The following is a 19,804-nucleotide window of genomic DNA, read 5'->3' as shown; positions in this document are numbered from 1 at the left end:
GGGGAGTAGGGATACCCCATACTTAAAAGTAGGGGATTTAATGTTGACGTTTTGTCTGTCACCGCAAGCGCGCCTCTCCACCCAAATTTTCTTAACTTTCCACGGATAAATCCGGGGGCTATGTCCTACCGGACACCCTATTTCCTTTCAGGAGACGCTCCGCTAACGCTAACGCTAACAAACCATCCTGGAGTAGGGTATTTTTCCTCTGACCCTACTCCCTACTCCCTACTCCCTACTCCCTATTTTGGTGATATCTATAGTTTTTCAAGTGACTTTATTATGCAAAATACAGCCGAATATTACTGTGCCTATTGTGGTGAAGAGAATACCACATTTATAGACTTAAGTGCGGGTGGACAACAATCCTATGTAGAAGACTGTCAAGTTTGCTGTCGTCCCAATATTTTATATATACGTATTGATGAAGATACCTTAGAAATAGAAATAGATACTGAATTTGAAGGTTGATCTTTATACTTTTTAACACTACGCATATACGTTAAAAAATTGTTGAAGACCCAAACCTATGAACAGTAAACTTATTACTTATTACTTGTGAACATCCATGCTGCGATTTAATTATTCTTCAGTTATTAATGCACCAGTAAAAGTTGTTTGGGAATTTCACGAACGACAAGATATTTTGCAAATCCTAACACCTCCGTGGCAACCAGTAGAAGTAATCCGTCGGGAAGGAGGACTTGATGTGGATGCAATTACGGAATTTAGGATATTCTTAGGACCAATCCCTATAACTTGGTTAGCTCGTCACACGGAATACAAAAAGTATCATTTTTTTGCTGACAAACAAATATCAGGACCCTTTGAGTATTGGCTACATCGGCATAAATTTGAAGATGAAAATGGCAAAACTCGATTAACTGATGAAATCTCCTTTTCTTTAGGCGGTGGCGAACCAGTAGAATTTATCGGGGGCTGGTTAATCCAAGCCCAACTTGAAAGTATGTTTCGTTACCGCCACCAAGTCACTAAACGGGAATGTCAGCAACCGCCCTACTAAACTTGCTCAAACTTAGCTAGAAAATGGGGAGTGGGGAATCGGGAGTCGGTCAGAGATATTTATGACCCTTCGCGTCAAGCTGCGCTTTTTTTTCTTTAATGCCCACAGTGCTATACATTCTTGGTTGTGCATAAAGTTTCATGAGGGACTAGCTTGCAAAAGCATCTGTATTTTTCAACCGCCTTGTTACATTTGATTTTTGTAATTCTTATTATTAATGGTATTTTTCCTCACCCATTCCACAGAGTTTCCACAGGCAGTTGATAGTTTTCCACAGGTAGTTTACGTTTTTACAAGCTCTTGGTGTTTACTTGGGGATTTTGTACCCTTAGGCACATGAAACTTAGAATACTGAGTTTAGGTTAATAAATGTAACAAAAATCATGCTAAAAGCCCTATTATTTCGTAAATATTTTTTTAAATAAAGGTATCCGTAACATTTCGCAGCATTGACAAACCCACCCCCTTTTAGCGCACAATGATTCGGCTTGCTTTTTTTGTCCATTGAGCAGCTGTGTAAAATTACCAAAGCTTTTGCAACAGATTGTTGTAATTGTCAAGGAGTTTGTGTCGCCGCCCCGGACTTCAGCACAAGCAAGATTAACCCATTGATGGAGTTCCAAGGAGAAAAGTGCATGAACCCAACAGTAAGCATCTTTACCGAAATTCCCGAAACACTCCACGAATCCCTCAAGAGTTACTTAGCAGCACATCCTGACTGGGATCAAAATAGGGTCTTAACAGCAGCTTTGTCCTTATTCTTACTACAAAATGGAGATAGCGATCGCCGCGCAGCCCGAGTTTATCTAGAAACTTTGTTTCATCATTGCTAAGTCTTAATTCACTTACAGGGTACGAGTTAGCAACTAATATCCGCAATATTAGTATGTATATACTAGTTAGCCAAACTAGTGTTGGAGAATAAAATTATTAGGGGTACTAGAATATAGCGCCCCTAAATTTTTGTCTTTTTTGCCGCAAGAAAATATATTAGAGATCGAGATACTAGATTCCTTGTTGCTTTTAAGTCCTCGATAGATTCCCGACTCTCAACTCCCAACTATCAACTCCCAACTATCAATGCCTAATTATTATTTTGATACAGATAAAAGTAAACATAAGACCTTTGAATTACCAGGAGCAAAACCACATTACAACCCCGATCGCCCTGGACAAGTGGAACATATTTTTTTAGACTTAAGCTTAGATATCTCCCAACAGAGTTTACAAGGCAACTGTCAAATTACCCTCAACCCCGTACGTGATGGCATTGATCGCTTCAATTTAAATGCTGTGAATCTGGATATTGCCTCTGTCAAAATTAATGATGTAGAGCAAAAATTCGATTACGATGGAGAGGAAATTACAGTAAAATTAAATCAACCAACCCAGGTAAATCAGCGTATTACTCTGGTTATCGCCTACTCCGGAGAAAAACCCCAACGGGGCATTTACTTTATTCAACCCAATGAGCATTACCCCCACAAACCAACTCAAGTGTGGACTCAAGGAGAGGATGAAGATTCCCGTTTTTGGTTTCCTTGTTTTGACTATCCTGGACAATTATCTACCAGTGAAATTCGTGTCCGTGTCCCTAAGTCCTTGATGGCGGTTTCCAACGGAGAATTAATTGCTACTGAGAAAGATGGGGAACATAAAATTTATCATTGGTCCCAGCAGCAAGCTCATCCTACATATTTAATGACCTTAGCAGTAAGTAATTTTGCCGAAATAAAGGATAAATGGCAAGACAAATCAGTTACTTACTACGTAGAGAAAGGGCAGGAAGAATCAGCAAAACTGAGTATGGGGAAAACTCCCCAGATGATCGAGTTTCTCAGCCAAAAATATGGCTACCCTTATCCCTATGCTAAATATGCTCAAGTCTGTGTCGATGACTTTATCTTTGGTGGGATGGAAAATACTTCTACCACCCTATTGACAGATAGGTGCTTATTGGATGCCAGAGCAGCTTTAGACAACCGTAACACCGAAAGGTTAGTAGTACATGAACTAGCACACCAGTGGTTTGGTGATTTGTTAGTCATCAAGCATTGGTCCCATGCTTGGGTTAAGGAAGGTATGGCTACCTACTCGGAAATCATGTGGGCAGAACATGAGTATGATGTGGATGAAGGGAAATATTCTCTGCTGCAAGATGCCCGTGCTTATGTAAGTGAAGATAGGGGGCGCTATCGTCGCCCGATGGTAACCCATGTTTATCGGGAAGCGATCGAACTTTATGATCGCCACATCTATGAAAAAGGTGCTTGTGTCTATCACATGATCCGGGCTGAGTTGGGAGAAGAACTTTTTTGGCGGGCTATACAGACATTTGTCCAAGAGAATGCCCATAAAAATGTCGAAACGGTAGATTTGTTACGAGCGATCGAACATTCCACTGGACGTAATCTGAGCTTCCTCTTCGACCAGTATGTGTATCGTGGAGGACATCCTGATTTTAAAGTGGCATATTCTTGGGATGGGGATAGTAATTTAGGGAAGCTCACAGTTACTCAAACCCAAGCGAAGGAAGGGAAAACTAGTAGTAATAATGATTTATTCGATCTGAAAATTCCCATTGGCTTCGGTTATACCCAACCAGGGAAAACTGCACAATTAAAAACTTTTACAGTACGGGTACATGAACGGGAACAAAGTTTTTACTTTCCTCTCTCAGAAAAGCCCCAATTTATCAGCTTTGATGTCGGTAATCATTACCTGAAAACAGTTTCTTTAGAGTATGCTATCCCAGAGTTGAAAGCACAATTAGAATTCGATGCAGATCCCATTTCTCGGATTTATGCGGCGGAAGCTTTGAGTAAAAAAGGCGGATTAGAAGCACTCAAAGCCCTATCTACAGCCCTAAAAAATGATCCTTTCTGGGGTGTGCGGGCGGAAGTTGCTAAACAAATAGCAGAAATTAAGTTAGATGGAGCTTTTGATGCTTTAGTCTCTGGGTTAAAAGATGCTAATTCTTGGGTGCGCCGAGCTGTTGTCCAAGGCTTGGGGAAAATCAAAACTAATGCTAGCTATAAGGTTGTGAAAGGATTAGTCAAGGAGGGTGATGCTAGCTACTATGTGGAAGCAGATGCTTGTCGTGTCATTGGTGAAATAGCGGCTTTTGCTGATACAGATAAACCCAGAGAAGAAAAGGTTTTAAAGCTGTTAACAACAGTTTTAGAGAAAAAAGCTGGTTGGAACGAAGTGGTACGCAGTGGAGCAATTGGCGGTTTAGCAAAATTCAAAACTTCAGAAGCAGCTTTAAATGTGGTTTTAGAATACACTAAACTCGGTATCCCCCAACCCTTGCGTTTAAGCTCAATTCGTGCATTAGGAAGTATTTCTGTGGGTCAAACCACTGCAAATGTAGAACGGGTTTTAGAGCATTTAAAACAAATTGCCAATGAAGAATTCTTTTTAACCCAGGTAGCAGTGGTAACAGCTTTGGGAGAAATGAAAACACCAAAAGCCTTGGGTATTTTACAATCTTTAGCTGAACAAACAACTGATGGGCGAGTACGTCGTCATGCTGATGAAAAAATTGCTAAGGTGCAAAAGAATATTGGTTCAGAAGAAACCCTGCGTCAGCTGCGAGAAGAACTGAATGAACTCAAACAACAAAACCAAGAGCTAAAAAGCCGCTTGGAAAACTTGGAGGCTAAATCTTAACCAATCACCATTCCAACTCTGCGGGTGTTAATTTGGTTTCATTGTGTTGAATATGGGTAATTTCACCGCTACGCATCATGATCACTCGGTCAGCCATCGCTGCAATCCCCGCATTGTGAGTAATGATTGCCGTAGTTGTACCTAGTTCTCGGTTTACCTGGGCTAATGCTTCCAGTACCAGTTTACCTGTCTGGAAGTCTAAAGCCCCTGTTGGTTCATCACATAACAATACCTCAGGGTTCTTGGCAATAGCACGAGCAATCGCCACCCTCTGCTGTTCACCACCAGACATTTGAGCCGGAAAATGATCCAAGCGATTACTTAACCCTACCAATTCTAAAGCCTGTTGTGGAGACATTGGTCTGCGGGCTATCTCTGTGACTAAAGCAACATTTTCCCTCGCAGTTAGACTGGGGATTAAATTATAAAACTGGAAAATAAAACCCACGCAGTCACGACGGAATCGAGTTAGTTGAGCATCACTAGCATTGGTTAAGTTGCGCTCACGGAAAAAAACTTCACCGCTAGAAGGTATATCCAATCCTCCCAAAATATTCAAGAGTGTGGATTTTCCGCTTCCAGAAGGTCCCAACAATACCACAAATTCTCCTTCATAAAGGTCGAGATCTACTAACCGTAAAGCCCGAACTTCTACCTCTCCCATCTGATAAACTTTGGTAATTCTATGTACGTGAAATATTACTTCTGGTGGTAGGATTTTATCTTTCTGCTGGTACTGCTTGTTGAGCATTTTTAACCCCACATTCGGCAGATTACTGTTCAGGGCAATGAAAATATTTCATAAGTCAAAACTACAGGACACAATACTTTTGACTAAAATTGTGCCGCGATACATCACCACTCTTTCGCCATAATTCATAACTTCAAACCCCCTGACTTTTAACATGGGATCAATCCGAAATTATTATGGCTTGCGAATTTTGTTCCCACAGGGTTTCCGAAGGAAATATTTTGACTGCTGTCAAGGAGTAATAGATATACATAGTAATACCTACCATAGATTTGTGAACTTTTTGTAAAGGTGTCAAATATTATTTTCTTATGATCTGCATCAGATCATACATCACTACACTTCATGTTATGCTATTATTATGCCGCCAATATATAATCATGATTGCAGGTTTTTGGCGGGTTTTGCAAAAAAAAATTGGTAAAAAAATCAGAAATTAATAGATACAAAATCATACCAGCACAAACATTGGTCTAATTCATGCTTTATAAAGAATTGGTAAAAATCATTTTTATGTGAAAATTGGGCTGCAAAATATATGCTAATGTGAATTTCCAAGGGCTGATGAAATAATCATATTGTCCCGGAAAATTTGCTAGCTTATTGCAAACAATTATCTCCCTTGGAGTTTGATTACTACAATCACATCTGAATTTCACTCATAAATACAACAGTATCAATCAGCAGATGTAATTGAAGTTATTTTTTCATGAGCTTTGTATAATCACTAACAATGCCCATGTTCAGGGGAGCTAGTTGTATTTACCATTCACAATTATTTTGTCGTTTGAAAACGGAAGTATAAGGGATGCCAATACAAATAGTGGTAGTTGATGGTTATGACAAATGTTGGTCAGAAATCATAACTTTATTGTGTGCAGCATATTTTCGTTAGATTAATGATTAATTTTCGAGCAATATTTTTTTGTTCTGAAATATTCATCCACTAATTGAAAAGGTTAATCTTGCAACCTACTGTAGAAGCAAGAAGAAAAAATATTTATTTTTTGCATTCTTTGAAAAATATTTCTGATACCAAACAAAATAATAAATAAACTAATCAAAGTATATGAGTAATTTATGAAGATAGGATGAACCAAATTGTAAAGTAATTATGTGTAAATATTCAAGTATGAATAAAAGCTTAAAAAATATTTAATGAGGGAAAATGGCTATAACATTTGTGCAATATAAATACTTCCAGGATGTATGAAATGAGAAAACCAATTCTGACTATTTTTTACCAATACAATCCTTGGAATAAAACTATTGGAGGAATCCAAACACTTATCAACATTTTCATCAAGTATGCACCTCAAGAATTTGTAGTGCGTTTAGTGGGAACAGGAGATCCCCAAAAGGAGAAGATTGGTAAATGGCATACCAAGGAATTTGCAGGTAGAGAGCTGGAGTTTTTCCCCCTCTTTGCCCTGAAGGATGATAATGTCAGAAGTCTAATCCCTACAACCATTAAGTACACCGCAGCCTTGAGGAAATATTGCTTCACCTCAGACTTCATGCACTTTCATCGGTTGGAACCTACCTTAGTTACTCGTCATTGGCAAGGAGAAAAAACTCTCTTTATCCATAATGACATTCAAACACAGATGCAAACTGTAGGAAATAAAAAAGCAATTTTATGGCGTAGATTTCCGGCTGCATACTTCGCCTTAGAGAAAAGTCTAGTGGGACAATTTAATCAGATACTATCCTGCAATACAGATGCAGCAGAAATGTATCGCCAACGCTATCCCAGCATTGCTGATCGCATTGCTTACATCAAAAACTCATTTGATAATGAAATTTTTTATGCTTGGGATAGAGAACGCACAGAGGCGGAAAAGAGTCAGTTAATCAAGCAACTGGGCTTACATGAACAGACACGTTTTATTCTGTTTGCTGGTAGATTGCATCCACAAAAAGATCCTTTACTATTAGTACGCGCATTGGCGGCGATGCAAGAGCCATCGGTACATTTATTAATTGCAGGAGATGGGGAATTAGCATCACCATTGACAGCAGAGATTAGCCGATTGGGCATAGAGCAGCAAGTAACCATGCTGGGAGCTGTAGCGCCAAATGAATTAGCTAAATTACATCGAATTTCCCATACATTTGTGCTCAGTAGTGCCTATGAAGGCTTACCTTTAGTGGTATTGGAAGCATTAGCTTGTGGGACACCTGTAGTCACAACCAGATGTGGTGAAACCCCTAAATTACTGGCTACTGATAGTGGTATTGTATGTGAAGAACGCACACCAGATGCGATCGCAAATGCTCTACGAAAAGTTGTATTACATCCAGAAAATTATCCCCAGGAATCCTGTATTCGGACTGCACAACCCTATGCAGCTCGTACAGTTGTTAAGGATGTATACAATGATATGTTTAGTCGCTGGCAACAACATTACCAATCGCCAATTCTAGTGTAAAACTTTTGCAAGTGAGAGTAAATAATGATATTAATTTAAACGAAAATAGAAAAATTCAAACATCTAAAAATACTTGCCGCGACTAAAAGAACAAGCATTTTCATCGCTAATAACTGAGATAATCAGTATGTAAATTGTAACTCTTAGATTTGGGAACAAAAGGTAATTATTATGAGAATAGCTGTAATTGGAGCCAAAGGTCTACCTCCCAAGCAAGGAGGTATTGAGCATTACTGTGCAGAGTTATATCCCCGGATAGTTTCACAGGGTCATACAGTTGATTTATTTGCCCGTTGTTCCTACACTGAATTTGGTTGGCTAGAAAATTACGATTACCAGGGTGTCAATGTTATATCTTTACCCGGTTGGGAAACTAAAGGTGTAGATGCTTTTGTCACCTCGGCTTTAGGAGCGATCGCAGCCAGTGGTAAAAAATATGATATTATCCATTTCCATGCCCTAGGGCCATCTTTATTTAGCTGTTTACCTAGAATTACAACATCAGCGAAGGTGGTAGTCACCTGTCAAGGATTAGACTGGCAAAGGGCAAAGTGGGGAAATTTTTCCACCCGCTTGATTAAAATGGGAGAGAAAACAGCAGTACGTTGTGCCCATAATATAGTTGTTGTATCAGAAGCATTGCACGACTACTTCTTCAAAACCTATGGTCGTCAGACAATCTATATTCCCAATGCACCTGCTCAGTATGGTGATTCTGATGCTAAATTTACTTATGGAAAATCTTTGGGTTTAAAACAGGGACGTTATCTGATATTTTTAGGTAGGTTAGTGCCAGAAAAATGTCCTGACTTATTGGTAAAAGCATTTAGTGCTCTAAAACCAGAAGGATGGAAATTGGTATTAGCTGGTGGAGTCAGCGATACAAAGTCGTTTACTTCTGAACTACTAGAAAAAGTAGCAAAAGATCCCGATGTAATTTTTGCGGGAGAACTAAGGGGTGCTCGTTTGTGGGAAATTGTTCGGGGTGCTGGTTTATTTGTCCTACCTTCTGATTTAGAAGGATTACCTTTAGCAATGTTGGAAGCAATGCAAGAAGGTATCCCTGTATTAGCAAGTGATATCCCGCCTCATCAGCAATTGATTAACGGAGGAAAGGGAATGCTGTTTGAAGCAGGAAACCTAGAATCTTGTATGAATTCTATTGATTGGGCTATCCACCATCCTCAAGAATTGGCTTTGATGGCGGAAAAAGCAAAAAGATACGTGCAGCTTAACTATAGCTGGGATCAAATTACATCTGACACGTTGAAAGTGTACAGCAGTCTTTTGAATTATCCACAAAAAATTGACATGACTCAACCTAGCTCTTCTAATGAGCTAGCTGGGGCTCTCAGTAAAGAAACAATGCTATAAGTCAAAAATCTGTGCAGCAATTCCAATCTATGCAAAGGTAATGCAGGTAGAAATAGACACCATTAAATTAGGGCTTATACATTGACAAGAAAACAAATATGGTGACTTTCGATCATTCAAACTTGATGCTGCTGCAAAGAGAGATATTGATTAGTAACCTGGGTTGGTCATCCTATTTACGACAAAAGACAAGATAGAAATAATTAAATCCCACTCATACATATAATAACTAGGTTGTAGAGTGTGTAAGTCCTGATTAATTCTTGAGACTATATTTACCTTCTGAACAAAACTAGAGTAAACTTCCGATGGAAAAAGGCATTTCATCCTTACCAATAGTTCTACAACGGCGTGCTTTGCCAGGTGTAGTCACATTCTCTGCTGTGATCGCTGGAGCGATTGCTTATCTGATGGTCGCACCACGAATGTATGAAACATCTACGCGACTGATGCTTGATGACAAACGAGTCAGCGTTTCCGAATTTGGTAGAGACTTGACACAAGTATCTCGTCATTTTGGTGGTCCGGATCCGGCATCTGATCAAGCAGAATTAGCTAAATCCCAACCTGTTTTAGAACGAGCGATCGCTATAGCTTTACCAAACTCTAAGCCACTGACAACTGCTGCACTGAGTGAAGCGCTAACTAGGGATTTAAAGGTAAAAAATATCCCAACAACTAATATTATTGAATTGAGTTATGCCCATGAGAATCCTAATTTAGCTGCCAAAATGCTCAATGCGGTTTCTCAGGCAATGCTAGAGCAAAACATCACAATCATTAAATCAGAAGCTAAAAAAGTGCGGGAATTTTTGGAAAAAACAGAAGTTCCTAAAGCTCGTATGCGCTGGCAATTAGCTACTCTAGCAGAGAACCGATATAGACAAAAAAGCGGTATTATTTCTTTTGACGAACAAAGCAGAAGTTTGGTAGAAAGTTTAGCTACCTTGGAACAGCAAGAGCGTACCCTAGTTAGCCAGCTGCAAGAAGTAAGGTCACGGGAAGCATCTCTACGACAAATTACCCAGGCAGGAAATCTAGATAATGCCTATGCTACCGTGCGTAGCGGCCAAGATGAAGAGCTGAAGCAATTACGGGCAAAATTAGCAGAGACACAACAAAAAATAGTTGAAGCTCGGGTAAGCTTGACAGATGACCATCCGACTGTAACTAAGCTAATTCAAGAGCGAGATGGGCTTAATTCTTTGTATCAAAAAGAGCTTCAGCGCCTCTCACCAGGTAATCGCAATGTTCCCACAACAAATGTAGCAGCCGATCAAATTAGTCAAGAACTCACTTCTCAACTGGTAAATACAGAAGTTGAACGAGTAGCTCTGACAAACAGGCTCAAGGCTGTACAAGTGGAACGAGGAAATTTGCAGAATCGCCTGACCCAACTACCAATTAAACAACAACCATTAGCTAAACTTGTCCGGGAACGGGAAGAATCTGCTCAATCATTAAAGGTATTACAAGCGAAATTAGAAGAAGCACGTATTGCGGAAGCACAAAAAGTAGAAAACCTGAGGGTCATTGAAGAAGCAAGACCACCATTACTCCCTACGTCACCCAAACCACCTTTGGTATTAGTATTGGCTGGTGTCTTTGGTAGCATCCTGGCCATTGGTGTAATATTATTACTAGAAGTAATGGATAATACACTACGGGATCCATTAGAAGCCGAAGAACTAGTAAAATTACCATTACTGGGAGTATTACCTCGTTTACCAAAATCAGCACTAGTGCTCAAACCGGCTGAGAGTTTCTTAGACAGAATGGGTTTTGTGGAGCCTTACCGGATGCTGTTTAAGAATTTAGAGTTTCGTAGCCCTGAGAAATTAAAGCTGATCATTGTCAGTAGTACCATCTCCGGTGAAGGAAAATCAGTTGTTGCTTCCCACTTAGCTGCAACTTCTGCCATGTTATCTCGACGAACACTGATCATTGATGCTGATTTGCATCGACCCGTACAACACAATATTTTTAAAATATTTCCGGACACGGGTATTGCGGATGTGCTTAATGGTCAAAATACTTTGCAAGAAGTGGTACAGCCTACGGCAGTAGAGAATTTATTTATATTACCATGTGGTCAATTATATGGTAGACCATCGCAAATGCTAGAATCAGAAGCCATGCGATCGCTCCTGATAGAAGCTCAAAAGAGTTATGATTGCGTAATTGTCGATACTTCTCCTTTAGGTGCTTCTGCTGATGCTGCTACATTAGGGCAACAGAGTGATGGGTTGGTTATGGTTACCCGTCCCAGCTTCACTGTCAAAGAAGCATTACAAAGAACCGTATCGGAACTGAATAAGAACAGAATACCAATCTTAGGAGTAGCAGTGAATGGAATTACTGGATTAAATGAAAGGTATTATCGTTATCCTGTGAAGGGTTATCAACCAGTCTTAGAAAAACCAGTTAAGCGTTTGGCTGCATCTGGTGCTAGGGAATCGAAAGCTGAAAGTTAGATTGATGATTTGAGATATCAATAACAATGTTAAAACTTCAAAGCTCAAATCTTTCTTCCCGTATGACATTTTTTGTCGCCTTGGGAGGTATTGTTGTAGGTTTACTGGTTGGTTTCCTGACTGGAGTAAATCCCCTTTTAGTCGGTGCAGCTTTATTTTCTGTAGCAGTTCTTGTTTGGTTTTTTGCCAAATTTGAGCAAGCTGTGATACTTTTATTGATTCTCCGTAGCTCCCTTGATATTTTCTCCGACTACCAAATACCGGCAGCATTTGCCATTGGTTTAGATCTGTTAACTGTGTTGTATGTAACACTCAAGTTATTGACTGGTCAACGTGTACATGTAGATAAATTTTGGTGGTGCTTTGCAGGATGGATATTATTACAGGGGTTATGGATAATACTCTTACCTCTTGGGGGATTAGGACTGGATGCTTCATATTTATTAGATGGTATCCGTGAATGGGTGCGCCTATTTTCCTGGTTGATGATCTATTTGTTGGTGATGCAACTCAAAAATAGAGTTCAGCCAGAGAGTGTTATTAATATGTTGTTCTTCAGTCTCTGCATACCATTGACTGTAGCAGTAATACAAATAATAATACCTCCATCATTTCTTCCTCCTCTTTTAGTTTTTCAGACGGAGGGAGTGGTAGAAGCTGGCTCGCGAATTAACGGTACTCTTGGTCATCCGGCTACTTTTGCATCATTTTTATTGCTATTCATTGGCTTAACTTTTTGGAAGATAAGTCAATCATCCAGGCGATTACCGTGGCTACTATTGCTGACTACACTTGTATTTTTCTTAGTATCGACCAAAGCTTTGACTGTTTTAGCAATGCTATTGGTTTTGATATTAGTTTTAATCTCTCCTAGATTAAACTTAATGAAATTGATGGGCGGTATTGTATTATTTGCATTGGTTATAGGACTATTTGCTAGTACAGAATTTGGACAAGAACGGCTTACTTCCATATATGAAACTCCATTACTAAATCCAGATATTGATATATCGCGAGCTATTACTTTATCATCATCAGATGGCAATAGTTTCAACTGGCGAATTGCTCAATGGAGTTTGTTATTAGAAGCTTGGCAACATCATCCAATTCTTGGTTATGGTCTGAATACTGCTCGTCACTTAACAAGATTCGATCTCTATGCACACAACGATTACATCCGTGCTTTAGTCGAAGGAGGAATTGTCGGGCTAGTATCTTTTTTAAGTATTATTGTTGGTCAAATTTTTTATTTGATTAATTTGATCTATTCTTCACCTAGAAACAGTTCCAAAAGAAGGCTTTGTCTAATTTTAATTGGTATTTTTCTGGGATTAATGTTGGGAATGTTAACTGACAATATTTTAACCCACACAACCCTTTTCTTCTACTGGTTCTTACTAGTAGCAGTAGTTGGTTGGGATTGGAAAGAAGGACAGACTGACAATGAGAATACTCTTGCCAATCAGCAATTGAATTTCACCGATAATTAATCGAATATTGTAATTATTATTCGTTAAAAATAAAGATATTTTTGATTACAGGAGCTGCCAAATTATGACTACTCAAATATATACCGATGGTAAATATCTCCAAGAAAATCCAACTTGGCATTTGGAAGATTCTCCTTGGAAAGCAGAACATATTCTCAGAATGATGCAAAAAAATCAGCTGATGCCCAGAAGCATTTGCGAAGTAGGATGTGGTGCTGGAGGTATATTGCAGCAACTGCAAAAAAAAATAAGCCATGATTGTAAATTCTGGGGCTATGAAATTTCCCCACAAGCATTTGATTTATGTTGTTCAATATCTAATGAGAATTTGCAGTTTGAACTTACAGATATAAAACAGAAGAAAGATATATATTTTGATATTATTTTGGTAATTGATTTAATAGAACACTTAGAAGACTATTTTAATTTTCTTAAAAGAATCCAATCAAAGAGTGAATATAAAATTTTTCATATTCCCTTGGATCTTTCTGTACAGAGTGTTTTACGTAGTAGTCCAATTATGGATCTACGAAACTCTGTAGGACACATACATTACTTTACAAAGGAAACTGCTTTAGAATCTTTAAGAGATAGTGGTTATGAAGTTCTAGACTACTTCTATACGGCTGGATATGTTGATTTACCAGCAAAATCTTTTAGAAATCATATAGCGCGTATTCCCAGAAAAATGTTGTATGCAATTAATCAAGATCTAGCGGTTCGCATTCTTGGTGGATACTCCTTAATGGTATTAGCAAGATAAAAATTTTGCATTAATACTCGGATAAACTAAGTCTTTCAAAGAGACTAACGAAATATGTATTTTCAATAGTTTAATCTAGGATTAAACTATTGAAAATACTTTTATTAGTAAAAATTGCATTTAATATAATTTTTCATTTCAGTGAAAATCTATGTCTAATATTTCAGCTAAACGCAAAAAATTCAATCTACTTCAGGTATTTCGTGGACTTGCAGCGGTGTTAATAATACTTGTCCACTGTGATTTAATCTATAATCAAAACTACAATCAAGATTTTTGGTTTAAAATTTTTAATTTTGGTGGTTCCGGGGTAGATTTTTTCTTTGTTCTCAGTGGCTTTCTCATATTTTATCTTCATCAAAAAGATATTGGCAATAAAGATAAGGTATTTTCTTTTTTGAGGAAAAGAATTACTAGGATTTATCCAATTTATTGGGTTGTATTAACACTGAAGATTTCTGCATCTTGGATACTATCTTATAACTCGGATGTTAGTCAAAGAAGTTCCCTGGAAATTATTCAAGCATTTTTACTGTTTCCTCAAGATAGAACTATCCTTTCTAGTAGCTTTCTTGGTGTTAGTTGGACACTAAGTTTTGAAGTTTTCTTTTACATCATTTTCGGTATACTAATGGCAATATCGACTAGATGGTCTTTTTTAATTATTGCTGCTTGGATATTGGGTACCCTGGCAAATTTCACTGGATTGATAGATTTAAGCCAAAGCGATTTATTGATACAGTTTGTTTTTAACGAGCACAATCTAGAATTTGTTTTAGGATGCTTGGCAGCATTTACTGTTTCTAAATACAAAGGTAGCGGTAATCAGGGAATGGCACTATTGTGTGTAGGAATTTTCTTATACACTCTATCTGCAATTAATATGAATTATAAAATTGTAGAAATATCTAGAATTATTGGCTATGGTATTCCATCATTATTAATGGTTATAGGCTCCACATATCTAGAAACCTATAAAAATATCAAGGTACCTAATGTTTTAACTTATATAGGCGATGCATCTTACTCGATTTATTTAATGCATGGTTTTGCCATTAATAATATTACAAAACTAATATTCAAGTTTTCACCCGAATCAACTCAAAATATTTTCTTTATCAATTTTACGGGAATTTTTATTGCTTTAATAGCTCTTGCATTTGGATGCCTAATTTACACTTGCATAGAAAAACCATTAATTTACATTGTCAAGCCAAAATTGGCTAAAGCTTAACTGTAAACGGAACATAAGACTAGTTTTATGGCTAGGCTAAATCTTGTTTTATCCGTTAATTTGACAAGTTGGTTTGCTGGGAATCATTAGGCTACTAAAACTCTATTTAACACTGAAATTGAGAAATGATAAAATAGTATGAATCAACAATTAGCTGAACCTCAGCAACATAATGCTTTAAGAACTCAGCATCAATACAACTATAGAATTGCCATTGTTCATCCCAGTGCAGGGGTAAATTGGAGTGGTGGAACTGAAAATTTTGCCATCGAAATTGCACATCGTCTGAGTCCTTATTTTGAAATCGAGTTACTAGCAGGAGCACCATGTAGTCCATATTTTCATCCTGCTGGTGGTATTCCTCGAACACAAGCTCGCAATATAATTAGTAATCCTGTTGTAAACAGGTTGCTCAAAAAATTTTCCACTCATCCAGATATTGTCATCGAACATGGGACAAATTTTTTACCTTGCGCCACCCGACTATTAAGGAAGCCAGCCGATTTGATTTTTCCTTTAAATGACTACGGTGGATTAGCGATGGCATCTTTAGTCAGAAAAATTCTAGGCACACCCATTATATTTAAAGCTCATACTGGGTTGGCTGGTGGTGGAAAATCTCTAGTACGGAGTATGAGATTTCGTCCCGATAATCTGGTTGTATTTTCCAAAACTATGGCTGAATTTGTTCGTGGAGTGAACCCAAATCAACCTACAACCATAATTTCCAATGGTGTAGATATAGATTGGTTTAAACCAGAAGGCGATCGCATAGATCTTAGTTTAAACAAGCCTCTTGTTTTATGCGTTGCTTCCTTGAATCGCAAGGATCATAAACGGGTAGAACTAGCTATTAGAGCGATCGCCCGCCTCCGGGAAGCAAGTCTTTTAATTTGTGGAGATGGTATCGATCGTCCATATTTTCAAGCTTTGGGTGAGGAATTATTGGGAAGCGATCGCTTTGCCATCAAGACCTTTCCTTTTAACCAAATGCCTGAAGTTTATCGTTGTGCAGATATATTCACCCTTCCTTCTATAGATGAACCTTTTGGGCAAGCTTACATCCAAGCTATGGCTTGTGGTTTGCCAGTAGTTACCACTGATGATGAAATTCGTAGGGATATTGTTGGTGACGCTGGTATATTGTGTGATGTCACCCAAATAGACATCTACGCCGATGCAATTGCAAAAGTGCTCAAATCTAACTGGCAAGTCAGAGCAAGAGAAAATGCTTTGCGTTTTAGCTGGGATGTGATCGCTAAAAGTTATTGTGATTTAATTCTACAAACTATTAAGGGATCTAAAAGTTAATACTACCTATGACTTTGATTTTAAAAAAATTATGCCAATATGTCCTGAAATAATTTATCATCTATGTGATTGTTAATCTAGGAATTATTCTCTCAATAAAGATAAAATACAGGCATCCAGCCATCAATTATCAATGCTCATTCATAAGCTACAAAAAACATTTTCAAGTCAATTTATTCGTAATGCTGGCTGGTTGGGCTTAGCAGAATTAGCCAATCGCGTTTTTCGTTTAGGAACAACTGTTACCCTGGCTAGAATGTTTAGCCCCAAAGATTATGGGCTAATGGCAATTGTTTATATAGTGGTTGAATTTTCCTCACTATTTACCCTAGATAGAGGAATTATAGCTAAGATTGTCCAGGCTGATGATGAGGATATCCAAACTATATGTAATACCTCTTACTGGATCAACTGGATATTGTGCATTTCCATTTTGATTTTACAATGTATAGCTGCATTCCCAATCGCATATTTTTATGGTAATCAAGATTTAATTTTGCCCATTTGTTGTGTGGGTTTAGTTTATTTAATTTTTCCTACTTTTGTAGTACAAGGTGCCTTAATCGAAAGAGATAACCGCCTCAAAATTAAAGCTATCGGGAATGTAGCGCAATCATTAATTGGTAATCTTCTCACTGTAATTTTAGCTATTTTGGGTATGGGGGTATGGTCTATAGTTTGGTCTATGGTTTTATCCAATATAGTTTGGATTTTCGTCTATTATAAAAATAATTCATGGAGACCTCCTCAATCATTTAATTTAGATAAATGGCAAGATATTACTAATTTTGGTAAGAATATAATTGCCGTGGAATTTTTAACTAGATTAAGAATGAATCTAGACTATTTAATTGTTGGTAAATTCTTGGGAATTGATGAGTTGGGTCTATATTATTTTGCATTTAATGCAGGTTCTGGCATTACTATGAATATAGTCAAAACATTAATAGCCCCTTTATTTCCCCATCTTTGTGCCGTTCGTAAAAGTTATCAAAGCTTTAGACAAAGATACCTTACCAGCGTTAAAACTATCGCTACTATAGTAGTACCAATTGTTCTTCTACAAGCAGCAGCAGCACCATTTTATGTACCCATAATATTTGGACAAAAATGGACTGGTGCAGTTCCGATATTAGTCCTTATTTGTCTTTCCGTAATTCCTAGAGCTTTTAAACAATCCTCTTCATTGCTACTTAATGCTATTGCCCAAACCCATAAGGTATTTTATTTTGACGTTATTTATACTTTAGTATTTGCAGCTGCCTTATTAATAACCGTAAAAATGGGAGTCTTCTGGATAGCGTTAGCAGTACTGTTGAGTCATTTATTAATGTCTGTAATTTTTAATATCTGGGCTGATAATTATGTTTTCAAAAAAGGAAAAAATATGTTTTTTGAAAAATAATTTTTATTTGATATAGATAATAATTGCTGTTTGACTATAGTTTTGGTGCTGTAAATATTTTATCTGAATCTATTCCTGGGGAAATACCATTGTAGATAGTGAAATTAAGCTTTTAAAATCAGGAATTACGACTGATTTTTATGAGACATATTTACAAACATTGAAAGTACTTGATAACACTTATTGAAAATAAATTATCAGCCTCCTATGATGGAGGCTTTTTATTTTTTTAGAGGATGCTCATATAATTTTTATACTATGTTTATCAAAAATGTAAATATAAGATACTATTCTGAATGCTAGAATAAACTTGTCATACAACATATCCTATTCTTGTATGGCATAATTATTTTTTATTTTCAAAATTAATAAATCCAAACATCAGAATCTTTTGCTTGTTAAGGGCTTAAATTATGTTAGGAGAAAATCATTCTATGGAATATGAAAATCCTCTGTTAACTATCGGATTGCCAGTCTACAATGGCGAACGTTTTTTAAAGACAACGATAGAGTCAATATTAAACCAGTCTTTTAAAGACTTTGAGCTAATTATCGTGGATAATGCCTCTGAGGATATGACTGAAGAGATATGTAAAGAATATGCAGCTAAAGATAAACGTATTCATTACCATCGCAATCCAGATAATATTGGTGCAGCTCCTAACTATAATCATGCCTTTAAATTATCTAAGGGTAAGTATTTTAAGTGGGCTGCTCACGATGATATATGTGCTCCGGAATTTTTAGAAAAGTGTATTGAAGTACTGGAGAAAGATTCAGATGTCGTGTTGTGTCATTCTATAGCAAAGGTCGTTGATGAAAATGGCAATTTGTTGAATAAAAAGGATGATTTATATGTCAAATATACTAATGATAATATCAAGCTAAAAAGCGACTCACAAAAACCCCATGAACGTTTTTTTGATTTAGCATATATTCAACATTCTTGCTATCAAATTTTTGGAGTCATACGTAGTAGTATTCTCAAAAAAACTCCCCTGATAGATAATTATGCAGGTGCAGACAGGCTACTACTTGCAAGATTGAGCCTTTTTGGAAAGTTTCATCAGATTCCCGAGGATCTATTCTTTCTCAGAAGACACTCAGAACAATCTATCAATATCAATGCTCTTTCTATACATTTGTATACTATTTGGCATGATACTAGCAAAAAAGGTAAGATTATTTTCCCTCGCTGGAGAAGATTTCATGAGCATATAATTGCTATTAATGAATCACCTTTGAATTGGCCACAGAAATTAAGTTGTTATTTAGTTATAGCGAAAATATTAAAACTATACTGGCGGGGAATAATTAATGATTTAGTTATAGTCAGTATACAAATCATAGACAAGCTTTATTACATACTCAAGGGTCGTATCAATAGTAATTTTTATCCCAAAGGAGATTTAATTTTCAATAGAATACCCAGATTAACCATGAATAATTTTAATCAATCTCACCCAACTGGAGATTAAATTTAATTTGTGATTAGCATTAATTGATAATTATTTTCTTATATAAATTGCTTAATCACAGTATTTGATTTATGCTAATTTTGGCTGAATCGTTGGATAAATTTGCTATATGTGGAACATGTTTTCCATATTTCCAGGTACTAACTTATCCCATATTTATCCAACGCCCTATTATCGAATAAATAAATTTTTTTGTTATATTTAGGACTTACGCAACGGGCATATTTTTTCTGTAGTATCTGTAGCGCTGCGATAATATTTGAACGTAGTAACGAGATTTGTAATCTCACGCACCAGACACTCATTAGACATCTCCAAAATATAAATATTTTGTGATAAAAGAATATCACAGGGTATTTTTACATAGAAAAATGAGTGAACTACTGAATCATATTA

The 19,804-nt window shown here is 37.1% G+C and carries 14 protein-coding genes; 13 read left to right on the top strand and 1 reads right to left on the bottom strand.

The annotated features are described in order from the left end of the window. Positions 1-282: 282 nt before the first annotated feature. From CALSC_RS02115 to CALSC_RS02100, 4 genes are all read left to right on the top strand, one after another. Complete coding sequence (locus CALSC_RS02115; protein ID WP_088239776.1) at positions 283-471, top strand: CPXCG motif-containing cysteine-rich protein; 189 nt, start codon at positions 283-285, stop codon at positions 469-471. A gap of 97 nt (positions 472-568) precedes the next feature. Next, the gene (locus tag CALSC_RS02110; protein WP_088239775.1) at positions 569-1,024 is read left to right on the top strand and encodes an SRPBCC family protein; all 456 of its coding nucleotides are present in this window, start codon (positions 569-571) and stop codon (positions 1,022-1,024) included. 635 nt (positions 1,025-1,659) lie between these two features. Then, the gene (locus CALSC_RS02105) at positions 1,660-1,857 is read left to right on the top strand and encodes a DUF2811 domain-containing protein (RefSeq protein WP_088239774.1); all 198 of its coding nucleotides are present in this window, start codon (positions 1,660-1,662) and stop codon (positions 1,855-1,857) included. Between the two features lie 247 nt (positions 1,858-2,104). Continuing rightward, positions 2,105-4,696, top strand: coding sequence for a M1 family metallopeptidase (locus tag CALSC_RS02100; RefSeq protein ID WP_088239773.1), 2,592 nt, complete (start codon positions 2,105-2,107; stop codon positions 4,694-4,696). Between the two features lie 4 nt (positions 4,697-4,700). On the opposite strand, the gene CALSC_RS02095 is transcribed toward CALSC_RS02100, so the two are convergent. Continuing rightward, positions 4,701-5,447, bottom strand: a complete 747-nt coding sequence (locus CALSC_RS02095; RefSeq protein ID WP_088239772.1) for an ABC transporter ATP-binding protein — start codon at positions 5,445-5,447, stop codon at positions 4,701-4,703. Positions 5,448-6,661: 1,214 nt separating this feature from the next. Here CALSC_RS02095 and CALSC_RS02090 point away from each other — a divergent pair. From CALSC_RS02090 to CALSC_RS02050, 9 genes are all read left to right on the top strand, one after another. Further along, positions 6,662-7,879 carry a glycosyltransferase gene (locus tag CALSC_RS02090; RefSeq protein WP_088239777.1) on the top strand — a complete coding sequence of 406 codons (1,218 nt, stop codon included), beginning with the start codon at positions 6,662-6,664 and terminating at the stop codon, positions 7,877-7,879. A gap of 171 nt (positions 7,880-8,050) precedes the next feature. After that, complete coding sequence (locus tag CALSC_RS02085; RefSeq protein ID WP_088239771.1) at positions 8,051-9,253, top strand: glycosyltransferase family 4 protein; 1,203 nt, start codon at positions 8,051-8,053, stop codon at positions 9,251-9,253. Positions 9,254-9,561: 308 nt separating this feature from the next. Continuing rightward, positions 9,562-11,727, top strand: a complete 2,166-nt coding sequence (locus tag CALSC_RS02080; protein WP_088239770.1) for a GumC family protein — start codon at positions 9,562-9,564, stop codon at positions 11,725-11,727. A 26-nt stretch (positions 11,728-11,753) separates the two neighbouring features. Then, positions 11,754-13,217 carry an O-antigen ligase family protein gene (locus CALSC_RS02075; RefSeq protein ID WP_088239769.1) on the top strand — a complete coding sequence of 488 codons (1,464 nt, stop codon included), beginning with the start codon at positions 11,754-11,756 and terminating at the stop codon, positions 13,215-13,217. Between the two features lie 64 nt (positions 13,218-13,281). Beyond that, complete coding sequence (locus CALSC_RS02070; RefSeq protein ID WP_088239768.1) at positions 13,282-13,980, top strand: class I SAM-dependent methyltransferase; 699 nt, start codon at positions 13,282-13,284, stop codon at positions 13,978-13,980. A gap of 151 nt (positions 13,981-14,131) precedes the next feature. Further along, a complete protein-coding gene (locus CALSC_RS02065; RefSeq protein ID WP_088239767.1) occupies positions 14,132-15,214 on the top strand; it encodes an acyltransferase family protein in 1,083 nt (360 codons plus the stop codon). Positions 15,215-15,352: 138 nt separating this feature from the next. Beyond that, entirely contained in the window at positions 15,353-16,525 is a 1,173-nt protein-coding gene (locus CALSC_RS02060; RefSeq protein WP_088239766.1) for a glycosyltransferase, read from the top strand. Positions 16,526-16,658: 133 nt separating this feature from the next. Further along, entirely contained in the window at positions 16,659-17,930 is a 1,272-nt protein-coding gene (locus tag CALSC_RS02055) for a lipopolysaccharide biosynthesis protein (RefSeq protein WP_088239765.1), read from the top strand. Between the two features lie 413 nt (positions 17,931-18,343). Further along, on the top strand, positions 18,344-19,408 hold the full coding sequence (locus CALSC_RS02050; RefSeq protein WP_200817535.1) for a glycosyltransferase family 2 protein: 1,065 nt from the start codon (positions 18,344-18,346) through the stop codon (positions 19,406-19,408). The last annotated feature ends 396 nt before the right edge of the window (positions 19,409-19,804 follow it).

The organism is Calothrix rhizosoleniae SC01, from assembly GCF_900185595.1.
Lineage (GTDB): Bacteria > Cyanobacteriota > Cyanobacteriia > Cyanobacteriales > Nostocaceae > Calothrix_A > Calothrix_A rhizosoleniae.
The sequence above is the reverse complement of the archived record's forward strand: the minus strand, read 5'-3'. Positions and strand labels throughout refer to the sequence as shown.